A 14534-nucleotide genomic window follows, 5' to 3' on the forward strand; every position below is an offset into this window, starting at 1 on the left:
CGCCGCCTTCCTCACACCGTCATCACCCAGATTCCGCCATAGCTCCCTTCCGGCGTGGTGCCAATCAGCACCAGCATGCATTCGCTGTGATCTTCCATGCGGGCCTGCAGGTACACGCCATCGGCCCAGATGTAGACATAGCGACGCGCCGACAGATCGCGTCTCTGCCAGCGTTCGTACTCGACCTGCCAATCGGCCTTCAGGCCGGCGATCACCGAAGGCGACAGGTTCGGCGCATCCTTGCCGAGCAGCGCCGAGAGCGCCTCCTGGAAGTCGCCGGTCGAGATGCCGCGCAAATAGAGGACCGGGATCAAGGCATCCAGGCTCTTCGTCCGCCGCGCCCATAGCGGCAGGATTGCCGAACTGAAGCGGAGGCGGTCGCCTGGCCCGCTCGCTCCGCGGTCGCGGACCTTGGGACGAGCGACCTCCACCGGACCGATGCCGGTCGCAATCTCGCGCACCGGACCGTGCCCATGTCGGACCAGGCGCGCTCGACCGTCGGGCAGCGTCAGATTGGCCGTGCTGGCCAGAAATGCGCCAACCTCGATCTCGATCGCCCTGGCAAGCAGGTCCCGCGCGCCGGCACGAACGATATCGGTCAGTGGATCATCAACCGCGGACGGCTGACGGAAAGCAAGAACATTGGTAGTCTCGGTCATGGCGTATCGCTCTCCTCGAGAGGTTCTGGCAGGCTCGTCACCCGCCTCGATACGCCGCCTTCCTCACACCGTCATCACCCAGATTCCGCCATAGCTCAATGGGCGGCGCGGATGTGTTGGCAGGTTGGCTGACCTTCCTGGGTACGCAGGTGATTGCATACATATTCGCCGCCGCCCTTGTAGCGGACGTACATCTTATGGCCACATCGTGCGCACCAGGCAATGCCGTGGAGCAGGAGCTCGCCATTGCGAGGCGCGCCGCGGGTTTTGATGCGCATGTATTCGGCTCGGTTATCTCTGATGACGGATCGGATTTTTTCATAAATTGGCCAGTCGATATAGGCTGGATATCGATCTTTAACGACGATCCGCCACTCCTCCATCGGCCGCGGAGCCTTTTGTGGCAGGGCCCCCTCCCGCTTCGGCGGCCGGAAGCGGGTTCGTCCATAGACAAAGGCGCCCGCGTATGCGGGGTTCTTCAAGATCGCCGCGACGGCAGCCAGCGTCGCGCGCGTCCAGCACAAATCGCCATATCGATCACGACGCGGCAGTTCCAGGTCACGCTCGTTCAACGCTCGCATGACCTTGGCAACGCTGCGCAGCTGCAGGAATAACTGGAAGACGAGACCGAGCCGCCCTTGCACGGCCATGTCGGGATCCTTAACGACCACACCGCTCGGGTCCCGCATCAGCCCGATTGGCAGCATAACCGCAAGTTCGCCGCGTTCGGCTTTGGCCAGCAGGCCGGCGGTCAGCCGGCTGCGGATCGTATGTAGCTCAAGCTCGGAGATCGAACCCTTCAGCCCGAGAAGCAACCGTCCGTTGGGAGTGCCCGGATCATAGACACCATCGCGTCGGCGATCAGGCAGCCACGTAGACCACAGATATCCAGGAGCGGATACCAGTCGGTACAATTACGCGCCAAGCGGGTCACGTCGATCGACAGGATGAGTCCCACTTCACTCAGGCCAACACGGCCAACGAGTTCCTTGAAGCCGTTACGCTGTGCTATAGACGCGCCGCTCAACCCGAGATCGGCATCAATCACGTCGATGGCCGCCTCACGCCATCCGAGTTCGCGGGCGCGCTGGCGAAGCGCGTATTGAAGGCGCAGGCTCTCCTGATTGCTTACGACCTGATGGGGCGTCGACTGCCGGATGTAGACTACGGCTTTGCGCGCCAAGTGGCTTGGTGTGACCAGCTCGGACTTCATGAGGGATCTCCGCCAAAATTGCGGCGACGTCTTCGACGATCTGGCGTCGGAGCGCGGGCGTCAGCGTCGACCAAAGATCGGCTGGATCCATGCTCATGTGCGTCGGGACAATCCGCTGTCGATAAAAGCTCGAGTAGAGCCTCCATACTCAGCTTAATCTGATTTGCCTCTTGCTCATAATATTCGATTGCGGTTGCTTGAATCAGAAGACTGCTTCCTGCGCGATACTCAACTTCATACGAAGCGGGAATGCCTCGGCCTCGCTGACCGATCTTCCTAATCACTCGATATGAGCGCCCCCACAAAGGATGGTGGGGGTCCCGAACCTCGACCACCTCCGGAAATGATTCGTCAGACTCACTATCAGGGACATTCCTCAATCCCCTCGTTTGAAGGGCTGAACTGGAAGCGAGTGGGCGAACGGATTGTCGCGACGCCAGCTGCGGCGAACTGACTCAGACCCGACAACCTGTTTCGCGCGGGGCTTTGGGATGATAGCTTGCGGATGTGCCGCCGTCCCCCATTGATCCCGCCCGTCTTGCAGCGTTGCCCGCCGATTTGCGCGCGCTCTTCCGCGCGCAGGAAGCGATGATTGAAGCCGAGCGTCGTCGCGCAGACGATGAATGCTCGGCGCGCCTTCATGTCGAGAGTGAACTGGCTGCGTCCAAAGAGAGCGTCGAACGCCTCGAACTGCTCGTGAAGGAGTACGAGCGCGCACGTTTCGGTAAACGCTCGGAGAAGTTCAATCCCGATCAGATGCAACTGGTTCTCGAGGACATCGAGATTGCCATCGCCGAAGTCCAGGAACGCCAGGACGATCGTGCGCGCCGCGCCGGCACGGCGCCGTCCAGCCGCCGGACCAGGCGCGCTGCCCGTGCCTTTCCCGCGCACCTGCCGCGCATCGAGCAGGTGATCGAACCCGAGAACCTCGAGTGTCCCTGCGGCTGCGGCCGGATGGTCCAGATCGGCGAGGATCGCTCCCGCCGTCTCGATGTCATGGCCGCCCAGTATCGTGTGATCGAGACGGTGCGACCGCGCTACGCCTGCGCAAAGGGCTGCACCGGTGTTGCTCAGGCGCCGGCGCCCGCCCATCTCGTGGAGGGTGGCATCCCCACCGAGGCGCTGCTGGCGCAGGTGGCGGTCGCCAAGTTCAGCGAGCACATGCCACTCTATCGTCAGTCGCAGGTTCTGGCTCGGCATGGCATCTTCATCGATCGCGCCGTTCTGGCAGACTGGATGGGAACGGTCGCCTTCCACCTCGCGCCGCTGGTCGAGCGCATGAGCGTCGTGATGAAGCAATCGGGCCGCTTGTTCATAGACGAGACCAGGGCGCCTGTGCTCGATCCGGGCCGGGGCCGAACGAAGACCGGCTATCTGTGGGCTGTCCTGCGCGACGATCGCGGCCACGGCGGCGCTGATCCACCAATCGTGGTCTACCACTACGCGCCAGGACGCGGTGGTGACCATGCTGAGCGCATCCTCGAGGGCTTCGACGGCATCCTTCAGGTCGACGGATACCAGGGCTATCATCGGCTCGCACGGCCCAAGCGCAAAGGCGGCGTGCCGCTGCGGCTGGCCGCATGCCGAGTAGGCGGGGATGTTGCCATCCCCGCCCCTCACAGACCCGGACGAGCGGATTACCCGCATCCGGTTCTTCACGCGTAAGCTTCGCTCACGGGACGGCATATTGGTGGACGATCTTGGCTGTCGGCAGCGGGTGTCGCGCGAGCATGGCCCGGAAGCGCGACCACGGCAGATTGCTGTGGCGGCCACGCCGCGCGAGCCATTTCTTCCATATCCGCGTGATCTGGTGGTGATACCATCTGATCCGTCGGCCGTTGCCGGAGATGCCGTAGTAGGCGCAGTGCCCCCGGATCACCCGCGACAGGTGCGCGTGCTGCGCCCGGAACGGGCGATGCAGGTTAAGCCGACACCATTCCGTCACGGAAGCCAGCGCGCGGGCGTAACGGTCTTTCGCCGTTATCTGTCGGACGACATTCTTACCCTTCCTCGATTGACCCCACACATGGGTGAAGCCAAGGAAGTTGAATGTGGTCCCCGCCGTCGCGGGGTGACGCCCACCCGGGCGCTTGAACCGGAAGTCTACGAAGCGGGTCTTGGTCGGATGGAGTTGAAGCCCATACCGACCGAGCCGCTTATCCAGCACGTTCAGCAATCGCTTGCCGGACAGGTGGTCCTCGAAGGCAATCACCGCGTCATCAGCGTATCGGACCAGTTGGCATCGACCTTTGAGCCGCGGTCGCGCCACCTGCTCGAACCATTCATCCAGCACGTAGTGCAGGTAGATGTTTGCAAGCAGTGGCGAGATCACGCCGCCTTGGGGCGTTCCGCCAGTCGTGCGGCGTAGGACGCCCTTTTCGAGCACCCCTGCCTTCAGCCATTTATCAATCATCCTCCGGACGATGCCGTCCGTGACTCGCTGGTCGAGGAATCGGCGCAGGTGCGCGTGGTCGATGGTGTCGAAGTATTTCGAGATGTCGACGTCCACCACCCAGCGCAGCCCTTGCTCCATGAACCCATTACGCAGGGCATGTAGGGCATCATGGGCCGATCGTCCCGGTCGGAAGCCGTACGAGCACGACAAGAAGTCGGTCTCGTAGATCGGCTCCAGCAGCAGGAGAATCGCCCGCTGTGCCACCTTGTCTTCCAATGTCGGGATGCCGAGTGGCCGTTCGGTCCCATCCGCCTTCGGGATGTAGTGCCGTCGCACCGGCGGCGCGATGTAACGTCCGGATTTGATGCGCGCCAGGAGATCACCGAGATTGGCCTCCAGATTCGCTTCATAGTCCGTCGCCATCATGCCGTCGATGCCGGGCGCGCCATCCTTGCGCGTCAGGCGATAGGCCTCGAGCATCCATTCACAGTCGATCAGGTGATGCAGCGAGGTCAGCACCCGCTTGGGATTCTTCCTCGCCAGATCGGCTATCCATTGTCGTTTCGTGGACAGGTTCGTGGGACTCAGCGTTCCCTCCCGTGTTTCTCGTCAATGGGTCTTAACGCGTGACGGCTCCCTTCCCTCGAGCGGGTCCCGGTGAGCCCAGTTCCCCGCCTTCCTCGGTACTACGAAGCCGCTACGACTCCCCGCCGCGCGCGTCCGTCGGCTTATGTCTTCACCTCGGGATTCCACATGCCTTGGTGTTTTCGTGTTCCGTGCGCGCTCCCGATGCTCGCCAAGTCGGTCATCAGGCCTGGAGCGTTGCTGTGGCCGGTGCTCCGTGCCGGCTTTCCCATGTGGGCACAAACGGGACCTCTCAGGTTTCCTGGTGTCCCATCCCGTACCTTTGCCCTGCTCAGAGACCCCGGCCGAACCGGTCAGCCTGGCCATAGCGGCTTTCCCAGTGCTGCCCCCGGATCCAACACGGCGAAGGCTTCAGCACGACCGTGATTTCGAGGCTGGTCACAGGGCTTCAGTACCCGCTGTCTACGCTTCACGAGTGACGTTGCCGTCACCCATGCAAGACTCGCTTCCGGCTGGCGGGCTCCGCCTTTGCCGGGAGGGCGTCGAACCCTCTGGGTCACGTTGAAAGGTTTCAGACTACATTCTTCCTCCTTTCCAGGACTTATCCTGACGCAAGTTGGTCCCACTCAAGGCGCAAGATCATCGCAGCGACTCCGAAAGCCGGCTCACCCATCGCCGAAGCCGTTCTCGCGCGCATCGCCGCACTCTATGCGATCGAGAAGGAGATCCGTGGCGCCGACGCCCCGGCTCGGCAAACGACCCGTAACGAGCGATCACGGCCGCTCGTCGCTGAACTCGAGAGGTTTCTGCGCGAGCAAGCCGCTCGCCTGTCGCCGGGCAGCGAGATGGGCAAGGCGATCGCCTATCTCCTGAACCATTGGGATGGCCTCACCTTGTTTCTCGACGATGGTTGCGTTGAGATGGACACCAATCCCGTCGAAAATCAAATCAGGCCGCTGACTCTGACGCGTAAAAATAGTTTATTTGCTGGTCACGACGAAGGTGGTCGTTCATGGGCGCGCATAGCTTCGCTCATCGCCACCTGCAAAATCAACAGCGTGGAGCCCTACGTCTGGATGAAAGCGACGCTCAAAGCGATCGCAACCGGTCACCCGCAGTCCCGGATCGACGAGCTCCTGCCCTGGTCGTTCGGCCGCACCTCGTAATTCTCCGTCGTTGCCGCCTCCATACCCCCCGCCAACGATTTGCAAACACGTTGATCAACAGACTGCAATCCCCACGCCAAACCTTTGCGAGTGGGACGCGAACGTCGCTTACGGATCAATTGACATCGCGCTTCAGGTTGTTGTTTGGGCATGGTCTTTTCGGAAAACCGCTGCGCACTTTTCCGGACCATGCTTTAGCGTTCGTCGCCGTAGATGCGATCGTCGGCCGGCGTCTGCGGGCAAGCGACGCCGCCGCGCGAGGCGAGCGCCACGAAGCCGGCATAGCCGGACAGGTTGAGCAAGACTTCGAGCCACGCGGGCATGTCGGGCCTCTTTCCTTCCGCTCAGCGTGAGGAAGGACTCAACGTCCGCGCGCAATCCTGGTTCCCTGCTCCCAAAAGGAACTCAAACCGGAGAGGAGGGGTCGAGCCGGCGGCCGAGGGCTGCGACGGATTCGCTCGACGGCTGCTCCTTCAGGAACTCGGCGATCGCCCGCGCCAGTTCGCCATCGCTCATCGGCGTCGGCGGCGGGCGCAGGGTGCCGACACCGAAGCTGCGGACGATCTCGTCGTAGTGCTGATCGTCAGATCTGGGAACCAACCTGCGGATACGGGCCAGCAAAGCGGATAATGGCAAAAATTCCTCCTCGATCGTCCGCCCCGCTGGCAGCAGTTGCGGTCTGCTGCCACTGGCTCCCGTTAAACTGAAAAACCCCGCCAGCATCGCGGAGATACTGACGGGGTCTTCGTGCTGTTGCCTCAACCCGGATGGCGAAGGCTCCCGCACTTGGCAAACCAATCCGCGTCCGGCGATTTCGTTCCCCTCGCATCAACGCTTTTTGACCGCGCTGGCTTTCCGCGGGTTGCGCAACCATCGCAGGCACTCGCGGTTATCCCGCAAGACGCGAAGGAGAGGAGCATGAAGAAGACATTGGCAGTTCTGGCCACGATCGCGGCCGTTGGCGTGACCGCCGTCGCGGCGCCTGCGCCGGCCGAGGCGCGCGGTCGCGGCATCGGCCCGGGCCTCGCGTTCGGCCTTGCCGCCGGCGCCATCACCGCGGGCGCGGTCGCAGCCTCCCGACCGTATGGCTATTACGGTCCTGGTTACGGCTATTATGGCGGCCCGAGCTATTATTACGGGCCGGGTCCGTACGCCTACGGCGGCGGGCCGTACTACCGCCATCACCACTGGCGCCATTGGTAGCCGCCAATAGCGAAAAGCCCGGAGCGTTGCTCCGGGCTTTTTTCATTCGCATGTCCTCGCGCTTGCCTGCGCGACGATGCTAGGGCCAGAGCGATGGCCGTTCCACCTTGCGGGCGTTCTCCAGCGTCGACACGAAGTATTCTTCGCGCTCGCGCTGGAACTTCTCTTGCGTAGCACGGAAGGCGGCGATCTCATCGCGCTCGCGCGCTTTGCGTTCTTCGTCTTCGGTCATGTGAAATCCCCTACACACCTGAGTATGTGCACATCTGAACTCAAGCGCTGCCGCCGCAATCACGTTGAGTCGCGTCAACACATCCATTGGCGCTCCTGAATGGGGCGTCAATGGGGAGGAGGCATTGCAGGATTGTGATAAGCGAAGGCCGGAAGAAAAAGTTGCCGAGCACGTTGCGTTCGCGCTTGATAAGTACGTCAGCGATCTTGTCGCTTGTGCATATTGCTGTCAGTCCAAACGAGTCGGGAGGCGCGATTGATCGCATCGGATCTTCAGAGCGGCGTCGAGCGGCTCGGCGACATGATCGCCGAGGCCAGGGCCATCGTGCCGTTCACCGGCGCCGGCATCTCGACCGAATGCGGCATTCCCGACTTCCGCTCGCCGGGCGGAATTTGGACGCGCAACCGTCCGATCCCGTTCGACGAATTCGTCGCGAGCCCGGAGGCGCGCAACGAATCCTGGCGCCGCCGGTTCGCGATGGAGGAGGTGTTTGCCGCAGCAAAGCCCGGCCGCGGCCATCGCGCGCTGGCCTCGCTCTACCGCGCCGGCAAGGTTCCCGCCGTCATCACCCAGAACATCGACAATCTGCACCAGGCCTCGGGCTTCGCCAGCGAACACGTGGTTGAACTTCATGGGAATACCACTTATGCGCGCTGCATCGGATGTGGGCAGGCCTATCCGCTCGACTGGGTGAGGCGCCGTTTCGACGACGATGGCGCGGCGCCCAATTGCACGGCATGCGACGAGCCGGTGAAGACCGCCACGATCTCCTTCGGCCAGATGCCGGACGACGAAATGCAGCGCGCGACCGCGCTGTCGCAATCCTGCGACCTCTTCATGGCGATCGGTTCCTCGCTCGTGGTCTGGCCGGCCGCGGGCTTTCCGCTCATGGCCAAGCGCGCCGGTGCACGTCTGGTCATCATCAACCGCGAGCCGACCGAGCAGGACGACATCGCCGACCTCGTCATCCATCACGACATCGGCGAGACGCTCGGTCCCTTCGTCGGCAATTGAGACGAATCAATTTGATTCGCGGCGATGCAAGCTGTTCATAGGTTCCGGCGAATCTCTTTTTTGTCTATGCCTCTCAACCGGGAGTGTTATCTTTTGAGTCGGAAGATTCGCGTCGCGTCGAGTTGAGAACATTTTCAAAAGACGCGTGATTCGAGCGCCGCCAATGTGGCGGATGGCATGGCAGTGTGGGGTCCGGGGTTATGGGGTCGTCGGACGGATTTGAGTCCAAGAAGCTCGGAGTTCCCGGGCAGGGGGTATCGCCCGGGCGGATGACGCCGGGCGAGCACGGCGGTGCCGGCCGCGACAGCGGGCTCAGCCCCTTCAGCGGGCTCGGTGAGACCAGCGCCAATCTCGTCGAGGTCCATGGCGTCATCAAATGGTTCGATGCCTCCAAAGGCTATGGCTTCATCGTTCCCGACAATGGCTGGCCCGACGTGCTCCTGCACGTGACCGTGCTCAGGCGCGACGGCTTCCAGACCGCTTATGAAGGCGCCCGCATCGTCGTCGAGTGCATTCAGCGCACCAAGGGCTACCAGGCCTTCCGCGTGGTCTCGATGGACGAGTCGACCGCGATCCATCCGGCGCAGATGCTGCCGCCGCGCACCCACGTCATGGTCACCCCGACCAGCGGGCTGGAACGGGCCCAGGTCAAATGGTTCAACCGGCGGCGCGGCTTCGGCTTCCTGACCTGCGGCGAGGGCACGCCCGACATCTTCGTGCACATGGAGACCCTGCGCCGCTTCGGCATGACTGAACTCAGGCCGGGCCAGTACGTCCTGGTCCGCTTCGGGCCCGGCTCCAAGGGCATGATGGCGGCCGAGATCCATCCCGAGACCGGATCGCCGGGATTGCAGTCGCACTGAACACCACCAATTCTCGCGATCGTGAGCAGAGGCGTGCCGGCTGGCCGGCGCGCCTCTTTCTTTTCCGATGGCCGCCGCGTAAGGACTTGCCCAGTCCCCCACGCCTCGAGAGCCCCATGAATTCTGATCGAAAGGCCGTCCGGTCCGCTGCGCAGGGCTGGCTTGCCGCCATCCTCGTCATCATCGGCTGTGTCGTCGCCAGCGCGCCCGTCGGCGCCGCCAGCTTCCAGCCGCTCGAGATCGTCACCAAGAACGGCGTGCAGGTTTTCTCGGTGGAAATGGCGACGACCGAGGAGGAGAAGCAGACCGGCCTGATGTATCGCAAGGAATTGGCGGACGGCAAAGGCATGCTGTTCGACTTCAATCCCGAGCAGGAAGTGTCGATGTGGATGAAGAACACGTATGTGTCGCTCGACATGATCTTCATCCGCGCCGACGGCCGCATCCTGCGCATCGCCGAGAACACCGAGCCGCTGTCGACCAAGATCATCTCGTCCCGGGGCCCGGCCCGGGCCGTACTGGAGGTGGTGGCGGGAACGGCGCAGAAGTACGGCATCCGCCCCGGTGACCGCGTCGGCCACCCCCTGTTCGGCAGCAAATAGGGGCGGGCGAGGCGATTGCCGGCCTTGCTGGGCCCTTTTGGCGCCTTCTGGAAGCTTGCTGGCGCCTTGGGAAGCGTGTATCGACGGGGCTCGCCGGACATTCGGGGTATAGCGCAGCCTGGTAGCGCGGCAGTTTTGGGTACTGCAGGTCGTTGGTTCGAATCCAGCTGCCCCGACCAGTCCCGAGAAGGCTCGCAGGGTATGGGATCGCAGACCTGCGACCGCAACTCCCTCAGAACAGCAGCCAGTCAACAAGCCGCCAGGCGCCCCAGGCGAGGCGCGCAGATCCAGCCCAGCATTGCAATCCCGGCCACGCCAAGTCCGCAGAGCGGCAACAGCGAGCTTCCGGTCTCGGGGTCGTCGGATAGTTTCTCGGTCGTATCGATCTGGCTCACTGCTCCCCCTTGCCATGCGGCCTGCTCATCATTGGTCTCGGCCCGCTCGCAGAAATTCACCGGCTGCGCTCCTGCTCACACGGACGTGAGACGAGACCACTATCCGTCCATGGCGGGCGCGCGCTGATCGTCGACATTCACGGACGCCTCAAGATCGGTGGGAAAAACCTGCAACGCGCGGTGCTGCGTTTGGTTGCTCCTTCCGAGCCCGTAAGATGCCTGCTGGGCAGAATTTTCGAAGGGCCGCGCCTGCTTTGCGGGCTGTGTGCGTTGAAGGGAGGATCGGGGGCGCGCAACCGGCGCTTTGCCCGATGTCTCCATCGAGCGAGGTCTCCATGTCGATCAGCGCGATTGCATCCACCACCGCGGCCGTGACGACGTCCGCACCGACCGCGACGGCGTCGTCGTCTGCGGCATCCTCAACGTCGGCGGCATCCTCAACCTCGGCGGCCTCGTCGACGGCGGCCGCCTCATCGACCTCGTCGGAATCGTCCTCGCAATCGGCGGGTGGAAGCTTGGGATCGGGCGGCGGCGGCTCGGCCAAGACCATCGTCAGCGAGGTCTCCATGACCATCGACGGCGTCACCACCACTACCACCACCTATTCGGACGGCACCACGGAGGTCGAGACCTCCGTGAGCACGCAAGCCAGTCAGGGCAGTCCGTCCGGGCAGACCTACAACGCACAAGGCGCGCTCGGGACCAATGCCCAGAACGCGTCCGGCAGCGCGTCCAGCGCCAGCGCCACGTCCCAGTCGGCTTGATCGCCGAGGCAGGGCAGGTGGCGCATTGCGTCGTGAGCCGTTTGCGAGATGTCTCCTTCGAACCCCTGGCGTTCATAGCCTGCGCCACACGACTTCTGCGCGATTTTTCAAGGCATTGGTGAGGGGCCGCGCCGCGCAGAATTGCCAAAGATTCATCGAACCTTTGGCTGTTGCCACAGACATAAGTGTGTTGGGGATTTCAGCGCCCAATGCCTAACGGACGCCGCCAAGCGATGATATTGCGCTTGCGCGGCGTTGCGCTTTTCCGGCCGGGCCGGTCAGCTCGACGCGTGCCAGCCGGGTGGAAACGGCACCAACGGCCAGATCGCCTCGTTGTCGTTGGCGGCGTTCGGCCGCTCTTGCGGCGGCGTCTTCGCAACCGCCGCAGGCGGCGTCATTCGCAGCGCGAGGCGCAGAGATGCGCATTGCAGTTTCATTATTGTCATCCCGGCGCGTCGATGATCTCCAAACGTCAGATCGCTTCAAAGTTCGACGTCAGCTGGAAAATCACCATGCGCCTGAAACAGCGTTCGTTCTCAAATCACGTGCAGTCTAGAAAACCCGGCGCCGGCTTACAACCGATCTCGCCGCTCCATCCCAAGAAGTAAGGTTGATCGGTTAGGTTAAAGGCGAGCGTTTGTTGCGGCCGTCCGGGCGGCTGCTATCAGGTCTGTCCCGGCTCGCGATGGGCGGCCTTCGATCCGTGCGACCACAGATCACGGTTCGCCACGGTGCCCATCGGTTGAGTTCTGCGCCAGCGAGTTCCGCCACATGTCTCTTGATCGCAACCTCAAGACCATTGGTCCGCAGTCCAGCTGGACCGATATCTGGCACCTCTGGACAGTGATCGTGCCGCGCCGCTCCATCAATGGGCAGTTCGTGGTCGGCAAGGTCTGGCGCCGCCGCGACGGCCACGACTGGATCTACAAGAAATTCACCGAGTTCGACGGCGAAGAGGCGGCCTGAAGCGCGCTGAGACCGGGACGAGACATCATCGCGCCCCGGGCTGTTGAGGCCTTCCAGTCCTAACCCGAGTGCCGCTCGCCTGCTGCCGAGCCCGGTGTCTGCACGCGCGGCAGCGGTATTTTGAAGTGACGCTTCGCATAGGCGACGATCTCGGCGTCCGAGGGATGATCGGCCGCTTCCACCGCGACGATCCGCTTGGCCAAATCGGCTGCGCTCGCGCGAATGTGGCTGGCAAGCTCCGTCTTCGCGCTCGCCGGACCGATGATGAGGATCTCGCCGGCATCGGCGAGGGTTTTGGTCACCTCAGTGTAAAATGCCTTGTCGGGAGCTGCATGGCCGCTGCCGATCTCATTCGCCTTGTGATGAAGATGGCGTGTCGCCAGATGCGGATGCAGCGTGATTTCGTCGGAGCCGCCGAGGCCGAAATGGAAGATCCTGGCCTGCGAGTGGTCGATCCATATCACGGCGTGGAAATGAGAGGGCATGGGTTCTGCCTTGTGCGAGAGGAGTCCGCCGCGGTCGGCGCGGCGGCGCATGTCGCCGCGACATTATGCGGGACGGCGCCGCCTCTGTTGACCCAAGTCAATTCGATCCCGGCTCGACAAGCGGGGCAACGGAGGCCTCGCGCTCCGAAGGCGCCAGTTCAGGCCGCCTTCGTCGCGGCTGCCCCCGGCTTCGGCGGTGGCGGCTTCAGCGGCTTGTCCTGCTTCTTCGACCACGAGATGTAATAGGCCACCGTCGTCATGATCGCGATGCCGGCTATGCTGACGAAGATCTGCGCGAGCAGCGAACCCGAGCTCATCGACAGCTCGAAATGGCCGACGAACGACAGGAACACGCCGACGCAGAACACGGCGAGCGACTGCTGGCCGCAGACGATCAAGGGATCGAACACCCTCCACTCCAGCCCCGGCCACTCCTTCGGCACGAAGCGGATCACCAAAATCACGATCACCACGAAATGGAGGAAGCGATACGGCGCAAGGTTGGTCTTGTCATTCGGGTTGAAGGCCGAGAACAGCCATTCCGGGAACATGCCGCCGAGGGTGGGGAAGCGGCCGGCCATGGTCATGACCAGCGCGAACAGGAGATAGCCGAGGCAGACCCACAGCGTGATCGGCGAATTGATCAGCGTCATCGAACGGCGTGCACCGCCCAGCGCGCACCAGGCGCCGAACACGAACAGCACCTGCCAGCAATAGGGGTTGAAGTACCACTGACCGGCCGGATAGGCCGTCAGGTTGAGGCCATAGTGGCGCGCGGCCAGCCACAGCACGATCGACAGGACCATCGTCAGGTCGGGTTTGCGCAGCATGAACCAGAGCACCGGCGGAAACAGGCCCATCAGCACGATGTACAGGGGCAGCACGTCGAGATTGAGCGGCTTGAAGCGCAGGAACAGGCCTTGGCGCAACGTCTCGGTGGCATTGTCGACGAGGCCGGCAACGTTGAACTCGTTGATCATCTCGGAATCGCCGAAGCGCAACGCCAGATAGCTGATCGAGGCGATGTAGATCACGAACAGGATGATGTGGGCGACATACAGCTGCCAGACCCGCTTGGTCAGCCGCGTGGCGCCGACGATGAAGCCGCGCTCCAGCATCATCCGCGCATAGACGAAGGAAGCGGTATAGCCGGAGATGAAGACGAACAGGTCGGCCGCGTCGGAAAAGCCGTAGTTGCGGGTCGTGATCCAGTTCACGACGTTGTCGGGGATATGGTCGAGAAAGATCGCCCAGTTCGCGACGCCGCGAAACAGGTCGAGCCGGAGATCGCGGCCCTTGTCGGGAAGCGTTGCACTGATGTTCAGGAAGGCCATGCGACGGGAGCTCTCGAAGAGATCGGATAGGCTGATGAGGCAGTGCCGCCGGGCGGGATCCCGGCGCCGAGGGCAGGTACGGAATTGTCACGGTGCAGCATAATGACTATACCGTTGGCGAGGGGCCGGGGGGCCGGAATCACCGATCAAGTCCCGATCGGTTTCTCTATACTATCCCTGAGGTTTCCACCAACTGCCACCGTGACGCATCGAAATCGAACGAAAAGACGAAGAGGCCCGGACCAGCCATGACCGCACGCATTTTCAAGCCTGCCAAGAACGCGATGCAATCCGGCCGGTCCAAGACGAAGGAATGGCAGCTCGATTACGAGCCGGAGCAGCCGCGCTCGGTCGAGCCGCTGATGGGCTGGACGTCGTCCGGCGACATGAAGCAGCAGATCACGCTGCGTTTCCACAGCAAGGAAGAGGCGGTCGCCTATTGCGAGCGCAAGGGCATCGCCTACCAGGTCATCGAGCCCCAGGAATCGATTCGCCGGCCGGTCGCCTATGCGGACAATTTCTCGTTCCGCCGCGGCGAGCCCTGGACGCATTGAGGCTCGGCAAGCTCTATCGGCACGTCATTGCCCGGGCTTGTCCCGGCATCCACGTTTTGGCCGCATGAGCTCGGCCTGCATGGTTCGAGACGCCCGCTTTGGCG

The 14534-nt window shown here is 62.9% G+C and carries 18 protein-coding genes, 1 tRNA gene and 2 pseudogenes; 10 read left to right on the plus strand and 11 right to left on the minus strand.

Annotated features, from left to right (window positions below):
• Window positions 1–44 precede the first annotated feature (44 nt).
• The 3 genes and pseudogenes from ABIF91_RS36575 to ABIF91_RS36585 form a co-directional block, all read right to left on the minus strand.
• A pseudogene (locus ABIF91_RS36575) lies at window positions 45–659 on the minus strand (transposase); the annotation flags it as partial.
• A gap of 95 nt (window positions 660–754) precedes the next feature.
• Window positions 755–1474 (minus strand): recombinase family protein, encoded by a 720-nt coding sequence (locus tag ABIF91_RS36580; protein WP_424579680.1) that lies wholly within the window; start codon window positions 1472–1474, stop codon window positions 755–757.
• A complete protein-coding gene (locus ABIF91_RS36585; protein ID WP_424578660.1) occupies window positions 1459–1872 on the minus strand; it encodes a recombinase family protein in 414 nt (137 codons plus the stop codon). The genes ABIF91_RS36580 and ABIF91_RS36585 overlap by 16 nt, the downstream gene beginning before the upstream one ends.
• Window positions 1873–2430: 558 nt before the next feature.
• Here ABIF91_RS36585 and tnpC (ABIF91_RS36590) point away from each other — a divergent pair.
• Window positions 2431–3456 (plus strand): annotated as a pseudogene (gene tnpC / locus ABIF91_RS36590) (IS66 family transposase); the annotation flags it as partial.
• Between the two features lie 88 nt (window positions 3457–3544).
• Here the strand turns inward: tnpC (ABIF91_RS36590) and ltrA are convergent.
• Window positions 3545–4786: a group II intron reverse transcriptase/maturase gene (ltrA, locus tag ABIF91_RS36595; protein ID WP_080587079.1), complete on the minus strand. Its 1242-nt coding sequence runs from the start codon at window positions 4784–4786 to the stop codon at window positions 3545–3547.
• 617 nt (window positions 4787–5403) lie between these two features.
• Between ltrA and tnpC (ABIF91_RS36600) the strand changes: the two genes are divergently transcribed.
• Window positions 5404–6018, plus strand: a complete 615-nt coding sequence (gene tnpC / locus ABIF91_RS36600) for an IS66 family transposase (RefSeq protein WP_224518180.1) — start codon at window positions 5404–5406, stop codon at window positions 6016–6018.
• Between the two features lie 194 nt (window positions 6019–6212).
• Here tnpC (ABIF91_RS36600) and ABIF91_RS36605 read toward each other — a convergent pair whose 3' ends face one another.
• Together ABIF91_RS36605 and ABIF91_RS36610 are read right to left on the minus strand one after the other, a co-directional pair.
• A complete protein-coding gene (locus ABIF91_RS36605) occupies window positions 6213–6341 on the minus strand; it encodes a hypothetical protein (RefSeq protein WP_035682211.1) in 129 nt (42 codons plus the stop codon).
• A gap of 82 nt (window positions 6342–6423) precedes the next feature.
• Window positions 6424–6780 (minus strand): hypothetical protein, encoded by a 357-nt coding sequence (locus ABIF91_RS36610; RefSeq protein WP_244430070.1) that lies wholly within the window; start codon window positions 6778–6780, stop codon window positions 6424–6426.
• A 156-nt stretch (window positions 6781–6936) separates the two neighbouring features.
• Between ABIF91_RS36610 and ABIF91_RS36615 the strand changes: the two genes are divergently transcribed.
• The gene (locus ABIF91_RS36615; RefSeq protein ID WP_424579681.1) at window positions 6937–7221 is read left to right on the plus strand and encodes a hypothetical protein; all 285 of its coding nucleotides are present in this window, start codon (window positions 6937–6939) and stop codon (window positions 7219–7221) included.
• 79 nt (window positions 7222–7300) lie between these two features.
• Here ABIF91_RS36615 and ABIF91_RS36620 read toward each other — a convergent pair whose 3' ends face one another.
• Complete coding sequence (locus ABIF91_RS36620) at window positions 7301–7453, minus strand: hypothetical protein (protein ID WP_196233499.1); 153 nt, start codon at window positions 7451–7453, stop codon at window positions 7301–7303.
• A gap of 255 nt (window positions 7454–7708) precedes the next feature.
• On the opposite strand from ABIF91_RS36620, the gene ABIF91_RS36625 reads away from it, so the two are divergent.
• From ABIF91_RS36625 to ABIF91_RS36640, 4 genes are all read left to right on the plus strand, one after another.
• Entirely contained in the window at window positions 7709–8467 is a 759-nt protein-coding gene (locus ABIF91_RS36625; RefSeq protein WP_424579682.1) for an SIR2 family NAD-dependent protein deacylase, read from the plus strand.
• A gap of 200 nt (window positions 8468–8667) precedes the next feature.
• Window positions 8668–9330, plus strand: coding sequence for a cold-shock protein (locus tag ABIF91_RS36630; RefSeq protein WP_424579683.1), 663 nt, complete (start codon window positions 8668–8670; stop codon window positions 9328–9330).
• Between the two features lie 116 nt (window positions 9331–9446).
• Window positions 9447–9932: a DUF192 domain-containing protein gene (locus ABIF91_RS36635; RefSeq protein ID WP_028176455.1), complete on the plus strand. Its 486-nt coding sequence runs from the start codon at window positions 9447–9449 to the stop codon at window positions 9930–9932.
• A gap of 102 nt (window positions 9933–10034) precedes the next feature.
• Window positions 10035–10111: transfer RNA gene (locus tag ABIF91_RS36640), tRNA-Pro, on the plus strand.
• 69 nt (window positions 10112–10180) lie between these two features.
• On the opposite strand, the gene ABIF91_RS36645 is transcribed toward ABIF91_RS36640, so the two are convergent.
• Both ABIF91_RS36645 and ABIF91_RS36650 read right to left on the minus strand, forming a co-directional pair.
• Window positions 10181–10387: an RNA-binding protein gene (locus ABIF91_RS36645; protein ID WP_424579684.1), complete on the minus strand. Its 207-nt coding sequence runs from the start codon at window positions 10385–10387 to the stop codon at window positions 10181–10183.
• A gap of 88 nt (window positions 10388–10475) precedes the next feature.
• Window positions 10476–10901: a hypothetical protein gene (locus ABIF91_RS36650; protein ID WP_424579685.1), complete on the minus strand. Its 426-nt coding sequence runs from the start codon at window positions 10899–10901 to the stop codon at window positions 10476–10478.
• Between ABIF91_RS36650 and ABIF91_RS36655 the strand changes: the two genes are divergently transcribed.
• Window positions 10894–11091 carry a hypothetical protein gene (locus ABIF91_RS36655; RefSeq protein WP_244430068.1) on the plus strand — a complete coding sequence of 66 codons (198 nt, stop codon included), beginning with the start codon at window positions 10894–10896 and terminating at the stop codon, window positions 11089–11091. The genes ABIF91_RS36650 and ABIF91_RS36655 overlap by 8 nt on opposite strands.
• Before the next feature lie 771 nt (window positions 11092–11862).
• Window positions 11863–12057, plus strand: coding sequence for a hypothetical protein (locus ABIF91_RS36660; RefSeq protein ID WP_028176452.1), 195 nt, complete (start codon window positions 11863–11865; stop codon window positions 12055–12057).
• Window positions 12058–12116: 59 nt separating this feature from the next.
• Here ABIF91_RS36660 and ABIF91_RS36665 read toward each other — a convergent pair whose 3' ends face one another.
• Together ABIF91_RS36665 and ABIF91_RS36670 are read right to left on the minus strand one after the other, a co-directional pair.
• Window positions 12117–12542, minus strand: coding sequence for a hypothetical protein (locus ABIF91_RS36665; protein ID WP_028176451.1), 426 nt, complete (start codon window positions 12540–12542; stop codon window positions 12117–12119).
• Window positions 12543–12700: 158 nt separating this feature from the next.
• Window positions 12701–13876 carry an OpgC domain-containing protein gene (locus ABIF91_RS36670; protein WP_028176450.1) on the minus strand — a complete coding sequence of 392 codons (1176 nt, stop codon included), beginning with the start codon at window positions 13874–13876 and terminating at the stop codon, window positions 12701–12703.
• A 248-nt stretch (window positions 13877–14124) separates the two neighbouring features.
• Between ABIF91_RS36670 and ABIF91_RS36675 the strand changes: the two genes are divergently transcribed.
• Window positions 14125–14430 (plus strand): ETC complex I subunit, encoded by a 306-nt coding sequence (locus ABIF91_RS36675; protein WP_008567648.1) that lies wholly within the window; start codon window positions 14125–14127, stop codon window positions 14428–14430.
• Window positions 14431–14534: the final 104 nt, after the last annotated feature.

Origin of the sequence: Bradyrhizobium sp. USDA 241 (genome assembly GCF_049739505.1) — a bacterium.
Taxonomy (GTDB): Bacteria; Pseudomonadota; Alphaproteobacteria; order Rhizobiales; family Xanthobacteraceae; genus Bradyrhizobium; species Bradyrhizobium liaoningense.

Excerpts from the sequence above, each read along its gene's own strand:
- ABIF91_RS36585 (WP_424578660.1), bottom strand. The coding sequence starts at position 1,872 with ATGAAGTCCGAGCTGGTCACACCAAGCCACTTGGCGCGCAAAGCCGTA.
- ABIF91_RS36605 (WP_035682211.1), bottom strand. The coding sequence starts at position 6,341 with ATGCCCGCGTGGCTCGAAGTCTTGCTCAACCTGTCCGGCTATGCCGGC.
- ABIF91_RS36615 (WP_424579681.1), top strand. The coding sequence starts at position 6,937 with ATGAAGAAGACATTGGCAGTTCTGGCCACGATCGCGGCCGTTGGCGTG.
- ABIF91_RS36620 (WP_196233499.1), bottom strand. The coding sequence starts at position 7,453 with ATGACCGAAGACGAAGAACGCAAAGCGCGCGAGCGCGATGAGATCGCC.
- ABIF91_RS36630 (WP_424579683.1), top strand. The coding sequence starts at position 8,668 with ATGGGGTCGTCGGACGGATTTGAGTCCAAGAAGCTCGGAGTTCCCGGG.
- ABIF91_RS36635 (WP_028176455.1), top strand. The coding sequence starts at position 9,447 with ATGAATTCTGATCGAAAGGCCGTCCGGTCCGCTGCGCAGGGCTGGCTT.
- ABIF91_RS36655 (WP_244430068.1), top strand. The coding sequence starts at position 10,894 with ATGACCATCGACGGCGTCACCACCACTACCACCACCTATTCGGACGGC.
- ABIF91_RS36650 (WP_424579685.1), bottom strand. The coding sequence starts at position 10,901 with ATGGTCATGGAGACCTCGCTGACGATGGTCTTGGCCGAGCCGCCGCCG.
- ABIF91_RS36660 (WP_028176452.1), top strand. The coding sequence starts at position 11,863 with ATGTCTCTTGATCGCAACCTCAAGACCATTGGTCCGCAGTCCAGCTGG.
- ABIF91_RS36665 (WP_028176451.1), bottom strand. The coding sequence starts at position 12,542 with ATGCCCTCTCATTTCCACGCCGTGATATGGATCGACCACTCGCAGGCC.
- ABIF91_RS36670 (WP_028176450.1), bottom strand. The coding sequence starts at position 13,876 with ATGGCCTTCCTGAACATCAGTGCAACGCTTCCCGACAAGGGCCGCGAT.
- ABIF91_RS36675 (WP_008567648.1), top strand. The coding sequence starts at position 14,125 with ATGACCGCACGCATTTTCAAGCCTGCCAAGAACGCGATGCAATCCGGC.